Annotated in this window: 19 protein-coding genes; 4 read left to right on the plus strand and 15 right to left on the minus strand. The window is 32.3% G+C overall.

The window, feature by feature from the left end; translation table 11 throughout:
- Positions 1-132: 132 nt before the first annotated feature.
- Positions 133-447 (minus strand): ArsR/SmtB family transcription factor, encoded by a 315-nt coding sequence (locus NQZ71_RS23150; RefSeq protein ID WP_317011815.1) that lies wholly within the window; start codon positions 445-447, stop codon positions 133-135.
- A gap of 159 nt (positions 448-606) precedes the next feature.
- Here NQZ71_RS23150 and NQZ71_RS23155 point away from each other — a divergent pair, with 159 nt between their 5' ends.
- Positions 607-1,980 (plus strand): MFS transporter, encoded by a 1,374-nt coding sequence (locus tag NQZ71_RS23155; RefSeq protein WP_317011816.1) that lies wholly within the window; start codon positions 607-609, stop codon positions 1,978-1,980.
- A 175-nt stretch (positions 1,981-2,155) separates the two neighbouring features.
- Here the strand turns inward: NQZ71_RS23155 and NQZ71_RS23160 are convergent, their stop codons facing one another.
- The 9 genes from NQZ71_RS23160 to NQZ71_RS23200 form a co-directional block, all read right to left on the minus strand.
- Positions 2,156-2,722, minus strand: coding sequence for a GNAT family N-acetyltransferase (locus tag NQZ71_RS23160; RefSeq protein ID WP_317011817.1), 567 nt, complete (start codon positions 2,720-2,722; stop codon positions 2,156-2,158).
- 384 nt (positions 2,723-3,106) lie between these two features.
- Positions 3,107-3,526, minus strand: a complete 420-nt coding sequence (locus NQZ71_RS23165; protein WP_317011818.1) for a hypothetical protein — start codon at positions 3,524-3,526, stop codon at positions 3,107-3,109.
- Positions 3,527-3,691: 165 nt separating this feature from the next.
- Positions 3,692-3,979, minus strand: a complete 288-nt coding sequence (locus NQZ71_RS23170) for a hypothetical protein (RefSeq protein WP_317011819.1) — start codon at positions 3,977-3,979, stop codon at positions 3,692-3,694.
- Between the two features lie 171 nt (positions 3,980-4,150).
- Entirely contained in the window at positions 4,151-6,160 is a 2,010-nt protein-coding gene (locus NQZ71_RS23175) for an ABC transporter permease (protein ID WP_317011820.1), read from the minus strand.
- Positions 6,150-6,917 (minus strand): ABC transporter ATP-binding protein, encoded by a 768-nt coding sequence (locus NQZ71_RS23180; RefSeq protein ID WP_260055997.1) that lies wholly within the window; start codon positions 6,915-6,917, stop codon positions 6,150-6,152. The genes NQZ71_RS23175 and NQZ71_RS23180 overlap by 11 nt, the downstream gene beginning before the upstream one ends.
- A gap of 48 nt (positions 6,918-6,965) precedes the next feature.
- Positions 6,966-7,382: a hypothetical protein gene (locus NQZ71_RS23185; RefSeq protein ID WP_275008768.1), complete on the minus strand. Its 417-nt coding sequence runs from the start codon at positions 7,380-7,382 to the stop codon at positions 6,966-6,968.
- A 294-nt stretch (positions 7,383-7,676) separates the two neighbouring features.
- Positions 7,677-8,690 carry a sensor histidine kinase gene (locus NQZ71_RS23190; protein WP_317011821.1) on the minus strand — a complete coding sequence of 338 codons (1,014 nt, stop codon included), beginning with the start codon at positions 8,688-8,690 and terminating at the stop codon, positions 7,677-7,679.
- Positions 8,687-9,355, minus strand: coding sequence for a response regulator transcription factor (locus tag NQZ71_RS23195; protein ID WP_317011822.1), 669 nt, complete (start codon positions 9,353-9,355; stop codon positions 8,687-8,689). Before NQZ71_RS23195 ends, NQZ71_RS23190 begins: the two co-directional genes overlap by 4 nt.
- 302 nt (positions 9,356-9,657) lie before the next feature.
- Positions 9,658-9,996: a winged helix-turn-helix transcriptional regulator gene (locus NQZ71_RS23200; RefSeq protein WP_260056001.1), complete on the minus strand. Its 339-nt coding sequence runs from the start codon at positions 9,994-9,996 to the stop codon at positions 9,658-9,660.
- A gap of 105 nt (positions 9,997-10,101) precedes the next feature.
- Between NQZ71_RS23200 and NQZ71_RS23205 the strand changes: the two genes are divergently transcribed.
- Positions 10,102-10,485 (plus strand): RidA family protein, encoded by a 384-nt coding sequence (locus NQZ71_RS23205; protein ID WP_260056002.1) that lies wholly within the window; start codon positions 10,102-10,104, stop codon positions 10,483-10,485.
- A gap of 344 nt (positions 10,486-10,829) precedes the next feature.
- Here NQZ71_RS23205 and NQZ71_RS23210 read toward each other — a convergent pair whose 3' ends face one another.
- Complete coding sequence (locus NQZ71_RS23210; protein WP_275008762.1) at positions 10,830-11,981, minus strand: FAD-dependent oxidoreductase; 1,152 nt, start codon at positions 11,979-11,981, stop codon at positions 10,830-10,832.
- Between the two features lie 224 nt (positions 11,982-12,205).
- Between NQZ71_RS23210 and NQZ71_RS23215 the strand changes: the two genes are divergently transcribed.
- Entirely contained in the window at positions 12,206-12,796 is a 591-nt protein-coding gene (locus tag NQZ71_RS23215) for a TetR/AcrR family transcriptional regulator (protein WP_317011823.1), read from the plus strand.
- A gap of 85 nt (positions 12,797-12,881) precedes the next feature.
- Here NQZ71_RS23215 and NQZ71_RS23220 read toward each other — a convergent pair whose 3' ends face one another.
- From NQZ71_RS23220 to pssA, 3 genes are all read right to left on the minus strand, one after another.
- Positions 12,882-14,099: an MFS transporter gene (locus NQZ71_RS23220; RefSeq protein ID WP_317011825.1), complete on the minus strand. Its 1,218-nt coding sequence runs from the start codon at positions 14,097-14,099 to the stop codon at positions 12,882-12,884.
- 545 nt (positions 14,100-14,644) lie between these two features.
- The gene (locus NQZ71_RS23225) at positions 14,645-15,121 is read right to left on the minus strand and encodes a DedA family protein (protein ID WP_260056006.1); all 477 of its coding nucleotides are present in this window, start codon (positions 15,119-15,121) and stop codon (positions 14,645-14,647) included.
- Positions 15,108-15,638 carry a CDP-diacylglycerol--serine O-phosphatidyltransferase gene (gene pssA, locus NQZ71_RS23230; protein WP_260056007.1) on the minus strand — a complete coding sequence of 177 codons (531 nt, stop codon included), beginning with the start codon at positions 15,636-15,638 and terminating at the stop codon, positions 15,108-15,110. Before pssA ends, NQZ71_RS23225 begins: the two co-directional genes overlap by 14 nt.
- A gap of 157 nt (positions 15,639-15,795) precedes the next feature.
- Here pssA and NQZ71_RS23235 point away from each other — a divergent pair, with 157 nt between their 5' ends.
- Positions 15,796-16,617 (plus strand): MerR family transcriptional regulator, encoded by an 822-nt coding sequence (locus NQZ71_RS23235; protein WP_317011826.1) that lies wholly within the window; start codon positions 15,796-15,798, stop codon positions 16,615-16,617.
- Positions 16,618-17,162: 545 nt separating this feature from the next.
- On the opposite strand, the gene NQZ71_RS23240 is transcribed toward NQZ71_RS23235, so the two are convergent.
- A complete protein-coding gene (locus NQZ71_RS23240) occupies positions 17,163-17,678 on the minus strand; it encodes a hypothetical protein (RefSeq protein WP_317011827.1) in 516 nt (171 codons plus the stop codon).
- Positions 17,679-17,957: the final 279 nt, after the last annotated feature.

Here is a 17,957-nt window from a genome sequence, read left to right on the forward strand (position 1 = left end):
AAGTTATCCTTTTTCCAGTTCATTTATTATAGGAATGCTACCACTCGAGTAAAATTAATACTCTTAATAAGAAAAATAACCACTTTTAAAACCCAGTTATTTTTCATTAAAGTCTCTAAAAAAGTTTGCCTATTAAACCTCCTCTTTGTCATAGACATTTAATATCGAATCTAACAAACCAGGAAAGCGTGAATTCAAGTCTTCTGTTCGAAGTGACAACAAACGTTTAGTACCTTCAAAACGAGTAAAAGTAATTCCAGCTTCACGCAATGTACGAATATGTTGAGACCTTGTTGAATTAGCAATCGGAACATCAAAATTCTTACAGGCTTGTTCACCACTGCTATGCATTTGCGCCACCATTTTCAGTCGAATTGGATCACTTAGCGCATGTAGCACTGCTGGTAACATGAAGTCTTTGCGATTAGGATGATGTAGTGATTTCATTATTTCCCCTCCAGATATATTCACATGGCAGTTATTATTAAGGACTTTTAGTCTAAATACAAATTGTATTTTACAATACCTCGTGCTATACTTCAATTGTTCGCTTGTTTACGAACAATAAAACATTATACATAATACGAAAAATAAAGGAGAGATGGTATGAGTTTAGTCAAAAACCAACCAGCGGTTAATTCAGAGCAGCCACTTTTAGCACGGGAAGGATTAACAATTATTGTGATTTGTATAGCTATTGTATTGGCACTTATGAATACTTCCATGTTTAATTTAGCTTTACCTGATGTGATATTAGATTTTGGAATATCCTCGTCCACAGCTTCATGGATTGTGTCCGGATATTCTATTATGTTTGCTATTTCTTCGATAACGTTTAGTCGGTTATCCGATTTTGTACCACTTAGAAGGCTCTTGATTATTGGAGTATTAGCTTTAGGAATCGCAAGTATAATTGGATTTTTTAGTAATAGCTTCCTTGCATTACTATTATGTAGGATTGTGCAAGCAGCAGGTGCAGGCAGTATTATTTCACTTTCTATGGTGCTTTATACACGCTATATCCCTATTGAACGACGTGGTGCAGCTATGGCAATTAACATGTCTGCTGTTTCACTTGGACTAGGTACGGGTCCTGTTGTTGGAGGACTAATTGTTGACAATTTGGGTTGGCATTGGCTATTTATCCTTACTTCATTTGTTCTGTTACTACTTCCATTAATGGCTTTTGTACTACCTAAAGAATTACCACGCAAAGGAACATTTGATTTTATTGGAGGCGTATTACTTGCTTTAGGTACTACCTTTTTGCTTTTATTCACAACGAACCAGTATTGGATTATTCTTATTGCTGGACTAATTGCGTTAGTTCTCTTTGTGATCCGTATTCGTAAAACGCAAGAGCCGTTTGTTCTTCCGTCTTTGTTTTTAAACCGGCCTTATTTGATTCTCGTTTTGCTAGGTATTACAGGTTATATATGTAATTTCGCTACTTTATTTTTGTTGCCGCAAATATTGACTCAAAATTTTAACTTTTCAGCAGGGCATGCAGGATTAATTATTTTTCCCGGTTCCTTACTCGCTATTATTTCTTCACGCAAGGTCGGCCGAGTAATTGACCGCTTTGGAAATGAATATTTTTTAAAGTACGGCCCTATTGTATTGCTTTTTTCTATTATCCTCTTCGCCATTTTAATTGGTCATTCTTGGATAGGGGCAATGATTACCTATATGATTCTTAGTTTGGCATTTACAGCACTTTCTAGCTGTTTATCTAATGAAATTTCTCGTGTACTTGATAGGAAGTTTATCGGTTCAGGGATGGGTTTATTTCAACTGCTTCAGTTTTTTAGTGGTGCATTCGGAGTTGCTATAGTAGCAATTGCTTTAGAAAAACAGCATCAATTATCCTTAGCAATAGCATATTCTAATATTTATTGGGGCTTATCTGTGCTTGCTATAGTGGGTGTTTTGAGTACATTTTTGTATAGTAAATATACAAAAATTACACAAGTAAGCTAAATTTCAACAAAAAATAACTACTCATTTTCGAGTAGTTATTTTTATGAAGTAAGTTTTTTTCTATAGAGACATTTTTAACAGTAACCCTATTTAGACTATCCTGCCCCGTTAGTACCAGAGCAATAAAAAAGCATTGATTCTTACAGAATTAACGCCTCCATAGTGCTTTGTGTGTTTATTTATTATTTTTCCATTCACTCTTATGAAGAGTGTAATGATAATATTTTTGATTTTCAATTTCAATATCCCCGACAAATTCAAACCCACTTTTTTTAATAACTCTATTCGAACTTAAATTTTGTATTAGAACAATGGTATTTAAAAGTTCGACATTTGTTTTCTCAAATAAAAAGTTAATCAATCCTTTTACTGCTTCTGTTGTATATCCTCTATTTCTATAATGCTTTGAAATAGCATAAGCAATCTCTCTATTAGGTGCAGGTAATTCTTCTTTAATTCCAGTATTACAAAAACCTATAAACTCACCAGTTTCCTTTAATATAATCCCTAATTTCAGATAGTTTTGTTCTTCAATATTAGGCACTGCTGATAAAAACTTTTTGTTTGAAGGTATTTCATAATTTGTTACCCAGTCTAAGCGTTGTTCTCTTGTTGATTTCCAATCAGGTAAATATTCATAAACTTCAGGTTGAGAAGTAATTTCATAAATTGCATCTGCATCTTCTATCCTAAATTCTCGAAGAAAAATTTCTCCGCAGTCTATTGTGAATAAATGGTTCAAGTTTTCATCCCCTAGTTTCCTTATTTCTATATTAATTCTTCACAATAATTGGAAATTCCTTTTTCAACTAAACTGCCATGTTTCTTCCATAAGCAATTCTTTTTTCATTTATTACAGGAATGCTGCCCCGTTTCTGACATAAAGCTAATTTTTATTTATAACAGGAATGCTGCCACGTTAGTACCATAGCCAAAAAGGCATTTTTCTGGAATAATTATCCGTTAGTTTAAGTACATTTCTTCACAAGTTTTTTATAGAGTTATTAAAGGAATTCTGCCCTTATAGTTAATTAAGGGAGTATATTACTCCCTTAATTAACTATAGATTCTTTACTTAGAGCATTATTATAATTATTAACAGTTAAGTTTGGTTTACTACTATTAGCTACCTATTAATTAGAGTGATAAATACAAGCACGACGACTAATAATACTATAACTACGAACAGCCATCCAATTTTCACCTTACCTAATAAGCGGTCAACTATAAAGAAGAAAATAGAAGAAACAAGACTTAGAACTAAAAATATGCAACCGAAAAAACAATGAAATAAGAAGGAGGTAATTTCACGTGTATACGTTCTTTTAGCAAGCTTCCTGCTAAGCCAGTCACTAAAAATGGACGTAATAACTCCGTAGGTGGTGACCATTATTAAATTTAAATAATACAGATTAAAGAATGCATCTCCTTCAATGCCGCCAAATGTTGAAAAGATAAGTGCAAATAACAAACTACTAAGGATAGCCGATAATATTTTTCTTTTTAAAATAATAGCAATATTCCCTCTCCTTTTTTGATTGCTCAAACAAAACTCTCCCTATGATTAGTATTTTTTATAAATATTCGTTAAATTATTTTCTATGACCTTCCTCCGCTAACCTTACCCTTTCCTACAAAGTAAGGGATAATTAGCGCAAATAGGCATCAATCCTTCTTGGATTAATGCCCCCTATATGGTTTAAGGAAGTATTTATCCTTCCAGCTTGTTTGTTGATGTCTTTAATGTTTGTGTAGCCTTATCGAGATAGATGTCTAAGTACGTACCATCAGAAAACTTTATAACTACAGCATTAGTAGTAATAGCTACATCTGCCACTGTCATACCTTTTAGTTTTTCAGAAATAACTTTAAATTTATTCGTTTCCATTTTTACAGAAGTCCTTTCTTTCAAATTATGATTAAACCTCTTAGGAATCAATTTGAATAAAATACCTCTTTCAACAACATTGCTTATATTCAAGTTCAGTTGCCAATTCAAGTGGCTTTTCCTTTTCCATAAATGAAATATCATAACGTCATTATTATTTTGAAACTATGTTCCCACATATCAAAGGTGCTGAGTTTATGTGTCAACCTATTGGTGCTGGTGGGTAGTGCTTTCTAAACAATCATCCCTGTTCGTTCAAAAATCACCTATTTTTAATTATAATTAATTGCTATTTTTAACCATATTCTTAACACCAACGTACGTTGCATAAAAATAGGCACCATATATGATCACAAGGAATAAAGAACTTACGATTACACTTTGGTAGTGGAATGAAAAGTTTTCCCTAAGTGCGCATATGCCAACTATTGAGTGAATGACAGCCAGTCCCAGTGGTACTAAAAAGTAAATTAAACTTTGTCTCAAAATTGCTTTGTTAATTAATTTGTCTGTAACACCGATTTTCTTTAGAGACTTATATCTTTCCAAGCTATCACTTGCATCAGATAACTGTTGCAATGCCATAACCGCTGCGCCGGTTATTATAAATATAAGACCTAAAAATAGCCCAAGAAAAACAATCATTGCTGCCATACCATTTTCTCTATCTGATATTTGGTCCTTTGTTTTTCCAATAACTAAAGATGGGGAGATGTCTTTATATTTGTCCGCCAAAAAGTCAGTAAATATTTTAGCAAATTTCTCTTCCGACTCTTTCGAATAGCGTTCTTCATATATCACGTTAAAACTTGAAAACTCTAATTGCAGGCCACCACTGAAGTTATCAGGAATTATCAGATAAAAGAATTTACTGCCTTCTGTGCTCTTTATATTCTCCTCTATAGGAGATTCATTCTTGATGGTAAATACTTTATCATCTATATTGATGATATCTTCATTTTTCATATATTCAGGCAGAGCATTATTTAACTGACCGTAGTTAGATACAACTAAGACCTCATTCTCCTTTAAATCAATTGCCTTTTTTCCATTAAGTTTGATGATTGAATTATAATCCGATATTTTAATCGCAGATATAGCACCATCCAAATAATTTTGTTTTAAATCAATTTGCTCCTGCTTGCTTAAATATTTTGATAACAAGTCCTCTATTGTAATATTAAGTTTGTATTCACTATAAAAGGTATGTTTTTCATAAGTTTCAAATGTAAAGTTTATGTCTTTTAAATATTCTTCTATATCATTCACCTTTGGGTCTTTGTTTTCATTATCAGCAATGAGAAACGCTGAAGCATCAAAAGCTCTACTTCCCGCTGAATTTCTATCAATCGTTCCTTTTAAATCAAATGCTGTAAATAGTAGTGTAATCGTTAAAGAAAGCATAAGGCATATTAGAGTAGTCGATAGAAAGTTCGTATTAATCTTGTTGTTTATCTGTCTTAATATAAAAATATTTATATCTTTTAGATATATCCTTTTGATTTTTTGAACAATATGGATAAAGAAGCTGGAAAGACTGAAAAAGAATAAAAGAGTTCCGATAACCCCCATCAAGACAGTAATCACCAATTCAGCATTTTCAGCAGCTAAGCCCGTTTTTAGTGCTCTAGCGTATGCAATTGCTAATATTGCGATTGATAGAATAAATATAAGCGCAGATAGAAAAGAATTCTTTAGCTTTACTACTTCATTTTTCTTTGTAGCATTTAGAATGTCAATCAACTTGTATTTCGAAATAGTAAACTGGTTGAAGATCATTACTAAAAGATAAATTACTCCAAAGTATACAACCGATTTAACTATTGCACTAATTGAAATAATAAACTTATATTTGTTCAAATCAACCGACAAGATGTTGGCCACAAGAACAGACAGACCTTGTGATACGAGTATGCCGAGCACAATACCGACCAAAAGAGATAGCACACCTATTAAAAGAGTTTCAAAAATCAGGATTTTTGAAACTTTACCTTTTGCCATTCCTAATGTCATATATATGCCTAATTCCTTTTTTCGCTTTTTAATTAAGATTTTATTTGCATAAATGATTAGCCCGCCGAGAACAAAAGATACAAATACGGATGTTCCAGCCATAAGTTTATTTAGCGTTAACATAAAGTCAGCATCTTTATTCATTTCTAGTATGGAATTCTGGGATTCAATCGAATTAAAACTGTAAAATATACATACACCAAGAGTCAACGTAAGGAAATAGATTGAATAATCCCTAAAGCTTCTTTTTACATTATTGATTGCTATTTTAGAGAACATTTCCGACATCGCCTCCAAGTAATGTAACAACTTCCATTATTTTATTGAAGAATTCCCTTCTCGTATCATTTCCTCTTATTAGCTCATTAAAAATCCTTCCATCTTTTATAAACAAGATTCTATTGGCATAGCTTGCTGTAAAGGAGTCATGGGTTACCATAAGTATCGTCGAATGAAAATCCTTATTTAGCTTTTCAAATGAATCCAAAAGTAATCTTGATGATTTCGAATCTAAAGCACCTGTAGGCTCATCGGCTAAAATAAGAGATGGTTCAGTAACTATGGCTCTTGCACTTGCTACTCTTTGCTTTTGTCCCCCTGACATTTGAAAAGGATACTTATTAAGTATCTCAGTAATATCAAGTTTTTCCGCTACATCCTTAATTAGGATATCTATCTCTTTTAGTCCCCTATTTTGTATCGTTAAGGCTAAAGCTATATTTTCGTAAGCAGTTAGTGTGTCAAGAAGGTTGAAATCTTGGAATATAAAACCCAATTCATCCCGTCTAAATTCTTCCAAAGCTTTTGCCTTAAGTACCGTAATATCTTTGTTATTTATAATAATCTTTCCCGTTGTTACATTATCGATTGTGGAAATACAATTTAAGAGCGTAGTCTTGCCGCTGCCTGAAGGACCCATTATTCCTAGAAACTCTCCCTCATTTACCTTGAAGCTTATATTGTCAATTGCTTTTGTAATATTGTCTTTATTGCCATAATACTTTTCAATCTTTTCAACACTTAATACATTTTGCATTTTTTTCCTCCCTGAGTTTATATTTTATTAATTCCTTCTTATAAATCTCTATTTTTCGACCTCAAATTCGGCTTTTGTTTCGATAATGTCTGAATCTTTTACATAAGTAGTGACACTGTAATGACCTTCTTCAAGACCCTCTGGAACTTTTAGCTTGGCTGAGAAATATTTCGCTTTGTTAACAATAACTTCTTCCTCGACTAAAATCCTGTTCTCTTTTGAAATTTCTCCTTTATACCATATAACTTGCGCTTCTTTAATCCAGAATCGGTTTCTCTTTGCAGAAAAATAAATCGTATCCTCTGGTGCAAACGTAGTCGTTACCTCTAAAGGTTTCCCCTTGTCATCGACAGTTTCTGACAAAACTCCATCTACAATTTTGGGTTCAGTAATATATTCATACCCAAAGAAAACTCCCATACCTAAAAGAAATACTGCTAATATTGTAATTAATGCTTTTTTCAATTCTATTTCCTCCTGAAATTATTACTTACATGCATCTTATCAGTAGAAAATAGGAAGACATATTTGTTTATATTTTATTAAAGTTACATTTTTGCAATGTAATAGTGAAACTTCTATATGTGGGGGCTCATCCCACTGATTGTTAGTGAAAGCAACGCCCATTTAGACAGTTGGTTCTCACAACTATGCTAGCCTAGGGTAAGAGTCTTACTGCCCTTTATGCGGGATAACTAAAAAACGGGTTTATAACTACTGTAATGTACAATAGCTATAAACCCGTTATCATAGGCTGAATTAATGTATTAAGTTAACACTTCCTAAAGGAAAAATTAACTTAACCCTTGTTCCTTCGCCCATTTTTGAAGTTATGATAAGCCCTAGACCAAGCTGCTCCGCAAGCTTTTTGCACAAGTAAAGTCCCAAGCCAGTAGATTTTCCGAATTCTCGTCCGTTCTCCCCAGTAAATCCTTTTTCAAAAACTCTACTTATATCCTTATCTATAATACCGATGCCGTTATCCTCTATGGTAAGTACGATATTGTTTTCATTTCTATCAGTACTGATTGTTACCCGTCCATCATGTTCCCTGTTGTATTTAGTAGCATTTCCAATCACTTGGTTTACAATAAATTCTAGCCATTTCGCGTCACTATACACCGTGCCTTCTACAGCTTCAATATCGATAATAATACCTTTGCTGATAAAGTCTCTCGAATTTCTTTTGATTACTCTTTTGACAAGGTCAGCTAAAGAGACCTCTTTAATAAGATAATCCTTGCTGACATTATTACTTCTTGAATAATATAGAACCTGTTCTATATATTCTTCAATTTTTTTTACTTCCTCCTTAATATTTCGAGTAATGTCGTTTTGATTGTTTTCGATTATTAATCGAGTTGATGCAATCGGAGTCTTTATCTCATGTACCCACGTTTCTATATATTCCCTATACTCATTTTCCCTATCTCTATAATTATTTACATGCTCATGCATGTCTTTATTTGCCCGTCGCAATACATCATATAAAAGCTTTCCTTCTATATTTTCTGGTTTTTTCATAATTTCAGTTAACAAATACTTTTTATCCAAATGATCCATAATATGGTTTAACTCGTTATATAAAAGTTTCTGTTTAACATATTCTATCATTATATAAACAAGGATAGGGAAGAACCAAATGCAGAAAGTCAGGAGAATTACTTTGCTGTTAATATTGATTAGCAGTAAAATGCCACTTATGATGATGTATAATGTAAAATTTATCAGCAGGAATACAGTTCTGTCTTTTAAATACTCTTTTATACTCATGGAAGTATATATCCTAAACCACGTCTTGTTTCTATATTTTTCTGCATACCTAACCCTTCAAGTTTTTTTCTTAATCTGGCAACATTGACAGATAAGTTATTATCATCTACAAACACATCTGCGTTCCACATAAAATCCATTAAATCATCTCTAGACACTATTTTTCCTTTATATTTATATAAGCAAGTAATTATTTTAATTTCATTTTTAGTCAGCTCTGCCACTTTTCCTTTATATGTTACAGAACCATTGGATAAATTAAGCTTTAAATCATTATAAATAAGCGTATCTCGAATGTTTGACCCTTGAACTCTTCTTAATATTGTTTCAATTCTTGCCAAAAGAATTTGCGTATTATATGGTTTCGTAACAAAATCATCAGCACCTAAATTCATACTCATAAGTTCGTCCATCTCAGTATCCCTGCTCGTAACTACTATTATAGGCACATCGGAAATTTTTCTTATTTCTCTGCAGATATAGTATCCGTCATATATAGGCAAGTTAATATCTAGAAGTATTAGATTAGGTTCTTCCTTTAGAGTATCATTAATAATATTTTCAAAATTTATTGGCGCAACAGCTTCATAACCATATCTGATTAAAAAGTTTTTAAGCTCCTCTCTTATCTTCTCCGTGTCCTCTATAATAACTATTTTTGACATAGGTTCACTTCCTTTGTAGTATTTGTGCGTACCTAATTGCTATTTCATAAGAAATTAATTATTCAAGGAGATTCAATAGCTATCATTGGTATATGCTCAGTCAAGAATATTCTTCAACAGTAGGATTCATTAAACTTATACCATGATTAGTAATTTATAACAAACATATATATTTTTTTTATTGGAAATTTGGCCATAAAAAAGGCACCTCCAATTGTTAGAGCTTCGTCTAACAATTGGGGTGCACTTCACAATTATGTAACTCTTCTCAAATGATTTCCCATTATCTATACAACAAGAAGTTAATTATTGCGGTTTTTTTCTCCCCATTCACATAACTGTTCTAAAACAGGTAATAGCGTTTCTCCTTTATGTGTAAGACTGTATTCCACTTTAGGAGGGATTTGAGGATATTCTTCTCGTCTAACCATCCCATCTGCTTCCAAATCTTTAAGTTGTGAACTCAATGTTTTATAGGTGATCGTTCCTAATCTTCTTTTCATCTCATTAAAGCGAACGGGTTGATTTTCCGAGAGGAGATACAGAATTAGCATTTTCCATTTTCCTCCGACAACTGACAATGTATATCCAAAAGGTGTCTCTCGGATATTACCCTTTTCATTAAAATCAGCCATACTCATATTGACACTATCCTTTCTGGTAGTAGCTATCTAAATAGTGCGTACTATTTATTTCTTTGTATTCATTTTATACTTACCTTACATTGAAATAAAGGAGAGAAAAAAATGACTAATGTTAAAACCTACAATCACGACCTATGGGATCACGGCATTACCCAAGGATACAGCGTCAACGGTACTATCTACATTTCAGGTCAATTTTCGCACGATAAGGATGGTATGTTTGTTGGCAAGGAGAATATTGAAGCTCAGACTCGACAAACATTTGAGAACCTCGACCGAGTGTTGGAGGAATTTGGTGTCACTAAGTTCAACCTCGCTTATGTGGAAGTCTTTCTAACAAAACCAAAAGAGCATTCCGAGTCAGTCATCAGTCTGTTCAAGGAATACCTAGAACAACACAGACCAGCCGGCAGCCTCATCGGAGTAACTTACCTAGCGTTCCCAGAGCAATTAATTGAAGTTAAGGCGGTGGCACACACTGATTAAGCAAACTATATTTTAATAACAAAGTGATTATGTCAAGCCTACTTAGGTCATATTTAACAAATAAATCTGAAATGAATTTAAATTAAATAGGCTATGTTAAAGGTAAAGGTTGATTTAAAATACAAAAGTAAACTGAGCTGGAGAATGTATCTCCAAGCTCAGTTTACTTTTACTTTAAGTACATTACTTCACAAAGTTATACTTTATTTCAGTTTTCGTTTTTTACAGGAATGCTTCCAAATTAGTGCCCGAGAGTAAAAAAGTTTACTGCAAATTCAAAATAAAAAAACACACACTTATTTAGTGGTAAGTGTGTGTTTTTTACTTAATAATAATATGCCAAGTTAAACCTTTTCCCAACTAACATTAAGTCCTTCTCCAAAAAACGCATAGTCATCAAAATTCTCCATTTGAAGGTTATCTAGTATAGAAGCACTTTTAAACACTTTCTCTGCTCTAGCCTTGCGATCGTACTCATAGAAATAAAAGGCATCTTCGTGATCAACATGATCTCTAAGCATTTTGGATAAATACAATGCATCTTCTAATCCTAAAGTCGTACCCATCCCAGCATTAGGATCTGCAGTATGAAGAGCGTCACCTATTAACGCAACTCTTCCGTTTGAGTATTGAGTCATTAAATCAATTCTAAACAACTGCTTAGGTATAAAATCGTCAGTATTTTCAATCAAATGTTTAATCGGAGCATCCCAATCTTTAAATTGATTTGCTAAATCTACTTTAAAATCTTCAATTGATTTTTCTTCGAAATCCTTTTTAGGAATTTTTCTTTCTTCATTAACAATAATAGACCATGAAATTTCCTTATCTGTCGGATGGTGTTTTGAAACAAAGAAATTAAAGTTGTCGTGGAAATACATTAATGACTGTTCAGAAGTAAAAAATTCCTCATGTTCCCCGAGTTTATTAGTATCCACCATACCATATACAGCCCATTTCCCACTGTACTTTAATGGATAATTTGGGAAAGGGAATAATATGGACCTTGTTCTAGAACGTACTCCATCAGCTCCAATTAGGACTTTCCCTTTCGTTTCTGTTCCATCCTCGAAGTAAACATTAATATAATCTGTTTCTTCTTTAAACGATTTTAATCTTTTTCCAAAGTTGATCTCTATTCCTTCTTGAAGTACTTTTTGATATAGAATGTCTATTAAATGAAAACGTGCAATATTAATTAAAGGTGGCATTTCCTCTTCCTCAATATCAACTTCAATTTCTTCGAATAAAGAATTCCCCTCTTTATCCATTACTTTAAAGTCAATTAGTTTATGACTGTTTTTCTCAATTGCTTCACCTAACCCTAATTCCTCTAATACTTGTAAGCCGCTTGGGTGGATAACAAAGTGCCCCCCTACTTTTCCAAATGCAGGTGCTTGTTCATAAATTACACTCTCAATATTTGCCTTTTTTAAGAATAGTGACATGGATAACCCAGCAATGCCTCCACCAACAATTATTACTTTTTCTCCCATGTAAATCACTTCCTTTTGAATTATTCGGACAAACGTCCGATAGAGATTAAAAAAATATAACGATCTCTATATTTAACAATATCACTATTCGGATGAATGGTCAATTAATTACCTTTGAAACATTATTAAAACGAACAAAACAAGAAAAATATTTAAATTAAAATTCGAATACTTGTGGTTTTCGATTGATTTATAATAAACTTAGGATAGATTAAGGAGGAACTATGAGTAGACCAATTGGAAGAAATAGCGAAGATACAAAAAAGTTTATTAAAGAAATAGCAACCAAAATTTTTGAGTACAAAGGTTATACAACAACATCTATGGATGATATAAAAAAGGAAACTAATTTAAGTAAAGGAACCATTTACTATCACTTTAAGAATAAAGAAGATTTATATCTTTACTGTCTAACACAAGCGTCTACTGATTTTGTGAAAAAATGGGACATAATGTCACAAAGTAAGTCAACAGCTGAGCAAAAATTATACTCATGGGCTAAATTAAATAGTATGTTACATCAGCCATTAACGAATACTATCCCTGATTATTTAGTTGCAGTAAAAAAAGATGATTCAACTAACGTTATTAGCTTATTTAAACCTGAATTTGACATCATTAAAACGATTCTAGAGTATGGTAAAGAAACTGGAGAGTTTAAATCAAATTTAGATACTGATAGCGCCTGTGTTATTCTTTTCAGTTTGATTTCCTCTCTAAGTAATTCTTATATCTATGGATTTAAAACACCAGAGGAACAAAAGAATCTTTATTTGAATGCAATAGATATTATTATTCAAGGTTTAAAGGTATGATAATACCTTTAAACCTTGATTGCCTTTACGGCTAAATTAATTAACCTTTGATGTAAGTACGATATTACTTTACCTTGGTTTTAATTTATTTTATTTTCTCAAATGTTTTGTTTCTGGCTCTTGGCTTATATTTATCAACAACCAATAATGAAAAGTAACAAAGGATTAATATAGCACCTGCAATAATATACGGAAGTCCTATACTAACATCATATAAAATTCCTGCTGCTGCAGAACCTAGGATAGTACCTATACTATTATAGGAAGAGTTCAATCCAGCAACATATCCTTGGTCTGTTCCTGCTTGCTTAGATAAATATGAACTTGCCGCAGGTCTTAACAAGTCACAAGCAGCAAACACGATTATGGTAACAAATATAAGTGACCAATAACTGTTTGCTATGATAATACACATAATAGATAGGCCCGCAACTAATAAACTCAAATATATAACTTTTAACTCCCCTATTTTTTTCACGAGTAAGTCTAATATTCCAAGCTGAATTATTACTCCAACAACAGCACCAATAGTCATAATTACTGCTATGTCTTTTGGATTGAAATTATATTTTGCATCCAGATACAAGCCAAAGACTGTCTCGAAATTAGAGAGAGCAAATCCCAGCACTAATAATACAATTAAAGCATTAAAATATGGAGCTTTAACAGAGCTAATGATCATTCTTAATATACCTTGATTAGATGTTGAAATACCATTTTTTACATCCCCATTGTTCACCCTGTTAACTTCCGGTAATACTAACCACGTTATAAGTGCAGCTATACCTGCACCAATTGCAGCAGCATAAAAAGGCACTCGAGTACCATATTCTGCAAGAAATCCACCAATACCTGGACCAATTAAGAAACCTGTAGACATTGCTGCAGAAATATAACCAATGCCTTTCGCACGCTCTTGCTCAGTAGTTATATCTGCAATAAAGGCCATAACTGCAGGTGCAACGAAAGCGATACCTAATCCTCCTAGGAATCTGGAGATAAATAACCATATTGCAGATGATCCTAATGCAAATATCGCCTCAGAAACTGCAAGTACTACCATTCCAAAAACAATGGCCTTCTTTCGTCCATATTGATCTGAAAATCGTCCTGCAAATGGTGAGAAGAATAACTGTGTTACTGCAAAAGCAGCAGTTAAAAATCCAGCGATTGTTCCGCTAAGCCCTAGCATTTTAATATACTCTGGCATAACAGGTACAACTAAACCGAATGCTGCCATCGCTAAAAACATATTTAACATAAGCAATATCATGGCACCTTTAGATTTAAAAAGCATTGTCATATATAAACCTCCAAAAGTAATTTTTATTTATCATTGATACTTTTACTTTTTATAATAAATATAATCATAAAGTATGGAGTTACTCCATAGTAAAGCGAAAAATAGATAAAGTTTAAAAAGAAAATCAAAATAGTAAAAGTATCTCACTTGCTTAATTTGATTATTTAATCAACCCTTTATTATGCTCACAACATTAATTAGTTTAAAATTTTAACTAAAAAAGGCACGACCTTTAAGATCGTACCTGTTAATAAGTGTTTAATATTATATAATGTTTATTTATTTTGAAAAGGCTAATTTTACTTTTCATTTCAAAGTTATTTCAGCATCATTTATAGCAGAAGTTACTGACTGCTTCAATTGATGCTGACATCTCTTCTGCAGAAAGATTAAATTGCCTCCACTGCAGGTATTATTCACTCAAACGAGTGGATTGTTATATCTAATTGTTCTCATTTTGTTAGTTAAAGGTTAACCTTGTAAAAAGAGTGTTAAAACTTTCTTTTTCTACGAATTCCAAGATTATACCTTTACTCACCAACGATCTAACCTAGAAATCTTCCAATCGTAATAAAAATAAAACACCATAAAAAAGCTCCTATCCCAGCAAATAAAATATATGATCTTAACCTCATGTGTGAGACACCGCAAAAATAGCATGTTATATGACGAATACCAGGTACAAAATATCCAAAAATAATTGAATAGGAACCATATTTACTCATCCAATTCTCAACCCTTACAATTCTTTTTTCTTTCAACCCAATCCATTTTCCAAATTTATCAATAATTGGCCTCCCAGCCTTCTTCCCAATAAAATAGCTTATTATCATTCCTAATAAGGAACCTGTGAAACAAATTATAATAGACAACGTATAGCTAAGAGTACCTATATGTGTGAAATATCCGATTAATACCATTACGAATTCGTCCGGTATTGGTAAACCTATTATTCCTAGCATAAGCATAAAAAAGACAGCTATATAGCCATAATGCATAATTAGATCATTAACTAATTCCATTTTCGCTCTCCCAATTTCCATTATTTTTAAAGTGAGGAAATTTAATACGGCTCACCATAAGATAACCTAATAAACAAGTACAAAAAGCTACTATAACTGGATGTTGAAGAAAAGATATACCCATTAAACAAAATGCAGCAAGTGGGACTGGCATACCAATAAATGTTGATAAATTACTTTGTTTCGCATTAAATCGTGCAAGACGAATTAAGCCACATACGCTAAAACCTAGAACAATTAACAGACCTATTATTGATAGCTGATATAATGATATATAATAAACAAGCATAGAAGGGGCTATACAAAAAGTAACTATATCTGAAAGGGAATCTAACTCCTTTCCAAATTCTGATATAGAATTATACTTTCTAGCAGCAGCGCCGTCTAATAAATCAAATATCATACCGAAAAAAATAAATAACATAGCTGCGAAGATATCTGAAAAAAACAGAGAAAAGATTGACAGGACACCACATATAAAGTTACTTATTGTAAGAATACTTGATAATAAATACATGGTTCAACAAACTCCTTTTTATTGCCTAAAGATAATTCTAGCTATATAAAGCCAATGATATTATCTATATAAGCTTTTATAATTTAGGTACAGATTCTATAATAAATGTTATTATAAAGCATGGAGTAACTCCATAGTGAAGAGGGGAATCGATAAATTGAACAATAAATTTCATAAAACATTTTCGACAGGAGAATTTGCTGACTTATTTGATATAAATAAAGACACATTATTGTACTATGATAAAATTAATTTGTTTAAACCAGCAGGTATACACTCAAATGGTTATCGATATTACACTTTAGAACAATTAGATAGTTTTATTGCTATACACTCACTTCGTTCAGTCAATCTTCCTATAAAAGATTTAAAAAAATATTTTGCTTCACCTTCTATTGACTCCTTGAATGAGCTTGCTTCTATCCAAATAGAAAAAATAAAAAATGAAATCAGTAACCTAAAAGAAATACAAACCTTACTCAGTAATATAACTGAGGTAACGAACGAGCTGAGTAATGTCACTATAGGAGAGTTAATAATAAAAGAGATGCCAGTAGAATATGTTTTATATAGTTCAGCAAAAGATGTTGATTGGGATGCTCCTGTGGAAGAATTGTCAAATATGTATGAGGAATTCATAAAAGAAATTGGCATAAAAGGATTAGCTTCTTTTGGGTCTGTTTTAAAAACAAATAAGCTTCTAAATGAAGAATATCAAAAAGTAGAATGTTTATTCTGTAGAATGGAAGGGCCAAATGCAGTTAAAAAACCTGCTGGTATGTATGCTATTATTTATCATCAAGGAAAATATGATAGTCTTAAGGGAACTTATTTCAATTTAATAAAAGAGCTTAAAAAACAAGACTTTATTACAGATGGAGATGTTTATGAGGAATATTTACTCCATTCATTAGTTGCTACGAATGAAGATGATTATATTACCAAAATAAGCGTAAAAGTTAAAAAAACACAAAATTAAATCTAAATTATTTCTATATCTCTTTCCACGTTAAACCCTCACTTAATAGGTAAGGGTTTCTTTTTTATAAACATTATTTAGCTATTCTCAGTTTATTACATAGGTCTACAAAAATCCTTATTTCACTATCCTCCCTCAATAAACAAACACTTATCTCTTAAATACGCAGTTTTTCTCCATATTGCTATCTAACCTATTTAACTTCATAGATTTGATTAGAGAGAAAAGAATACAATCTAGCTGTTTACGAAAAAAATGAGAGCAAGAAACTAGCCAACCTTCAGTCCATTTCAAAAAGTTGGATAAATAGGTATGTACGCACCAATGGATGTCCACATATCTTACGGGGGTCTACCCTCCCAAGTCTCACAGAGTCTACGCTCCTACATTCCTTCGTTCAACCTTTCCATAAGGTGGATGTCGGTCATGCTGCCACGTTTCTGCTATAAGCTAGTTTTCATTTATTACAGAAATGCTGCAACGTTAGTACAAGGGAGATAAAGAATCATTAATCCTTACTGGATCAATCACCCGTTAGTGGAAGTTCAAACTTTTTCAATTCCATTTCCAGTAACAATAAAATGAGGACTGTTTTCTTTTCGATTAAAGAATCTCCAGTGTTCATTTTGTTCATCGTCTTCTGAACTATCTGGAAATACTTCTAACTTGTAATTCCCAGATAAAGTGACATTTAATCCACCAACTTCATCAGAATCAATTTGTAATACTTTAATTTGGCCATAGTCTTTTATAAAAGTATTAATACGTTCATCAAATCTATTGTTACCTTTTATATCCCAATCGAAATCCTCATTTTTTTCATCCCATTGTGAATTTGGAGAATAGAAATCCCTTGAAGCTACAATAATTTTGTTTCCTAATGTAATTCTCCATGAACATTGGATATGTAAAGCGTATTCTGCCGTTTCCTCGATTCTGCCTCTTCGGTTTATTTTAACTAAATCCCCAATACCAAGCCAAAAGAGGTTAGATGTCCGTCCTGCATACTGTAACTTTAGCCCCACTAATCTTACTAACTGAGATTTAATTTTTTCTTTCATACTCAACCTCTTTAACATTTAAATTTAAAATATGTATTCTTAATTTATCATATTTTGTTCTTCAACTATCCTGCCACGTTTGTTCCGTATAGCTTGCTGCTATAATTTTTTACTGGAGGATGGATGCCTTGATATCTCCAAAGAATTAAAAAACAACATTTTTGTAGGCTTCTTTTGAGATTTCACAGACTAAAGGTAAATGTTCAGAAGAAAAATTTCATCTTAATTAGATCTCCCTTTTCAACTGTCACTCCAACATTCACAAAAATTTTTGCATAG

Source organism: Niallia taxi (genome assembly GCF_032818155.1).
Lineage (GTDB): Bacteria > Bacillota > Bacilli > Bacillales > Cytobacillaceae > Niallia > Niallia taxi_A.

Excerpts from the sequence above, each read along its gene's own strand:
- NQZ71_RS23195 (WP_317011822.1), bottom strand. The coding sequence starts at position 9,355 with ATGTCAAAAATAGTTATTATAGAGGACACGGAGAAGATAAGAGAGGAG.
- NQZ71_RS23200 (WP_260056001.1), bottom strand. The coding sequence starts at position 9,996 with ATGAGTATGGCTGATTTTAATGAAAAGGGTAATATCCGAGAGACACCT.
- NQZ71_RS23150 (WP_317011815.1), bottom strand. The coding sequence starts at position 447 with ATGAAATCACTACATCATCCTAATCGCAAAGACTTCATGTTACCAGCA.
- NQZ71_RS23220 (WP_317011825.1), bottom strand. The coding sequence starts at position 14,099 with ATGACAATGCTTTTTAAATCTAAAGGTGCCATGATATTGCTTATGTTA.
- NQZ71_RS23175 (WP_317011820.1), bottom strand. The coding sequence starts at position 6,160 with ATGTTCTCTAAAATAGCAATCAATAATGTAAAAAGAAGCTTTAGGGAT.
- pssA (WP_260056007.1), bottom strand. The coding sequence starts at position 15,638 with ATGTATTTATTATCAAGTATTCTTACAATAAGTAACTTTATATGTGGT.
- NQZ71_RS23155 (WP_317011816.1), top strand. The coding sequence starts at position 607 with ATGAGTTTAGTCAAAAACCAACCAGCGGTTAATTCAGAGCAGCCACTT.
- NQZ71_RS23240 (WP_317011827.1), bottom strand. The coding sequence starts at position 17,678 with ATGAAAGAAAAAATTAAATCTCAGTTAGTAAGATTAGTGGGGCTAAAG.
- NQZ71_RS23215 (WP_317011823.1), top strand. The coding sequence starts at position 12,206 with ATGAGTAGACCAATTGGAAGAAATAGCGAAGATACAAAAAAGTTTATT.
- NQZ71_RS23225 (WP_260056006.1), bottom strand. The coding sequence starts at position 15,121 with ATGGAATTAGTTAATGATCTAATTATGCATTATGGCTATATAGCTGTC.
- NQZ71_RS23210 (WP_275008762.1), bottom strand. The coding sequence starts at position 11,981 with ATGGGAGAAAAAGTAATAATTGTTGGTGGAGGCATTGCTGGGTTATCC.
- NQZ71_RS23205 (WP_260056002.1), top strand. The coding sequence starts at position 10,102 with ATGACTAATGTTAAAACCTACAATCACGACCTATGGGATCACGGCATT.
- NQZ71_RS23190 (WP_317011821.1), bottom strand. The coding sequence starts at position 8,690 with ATGAGTATAAAAGAGTATTTAAAAGACAGAACTGTATTCCTGCTGATA.
- NQZ71_RS23180 (WP_260055997.1), bottom strand. The coding sequence starts at position 6,917 with ATGCAAAATGTATTAAGTGTTGAAAAGATTGAAAAGTATTATGGCAAT.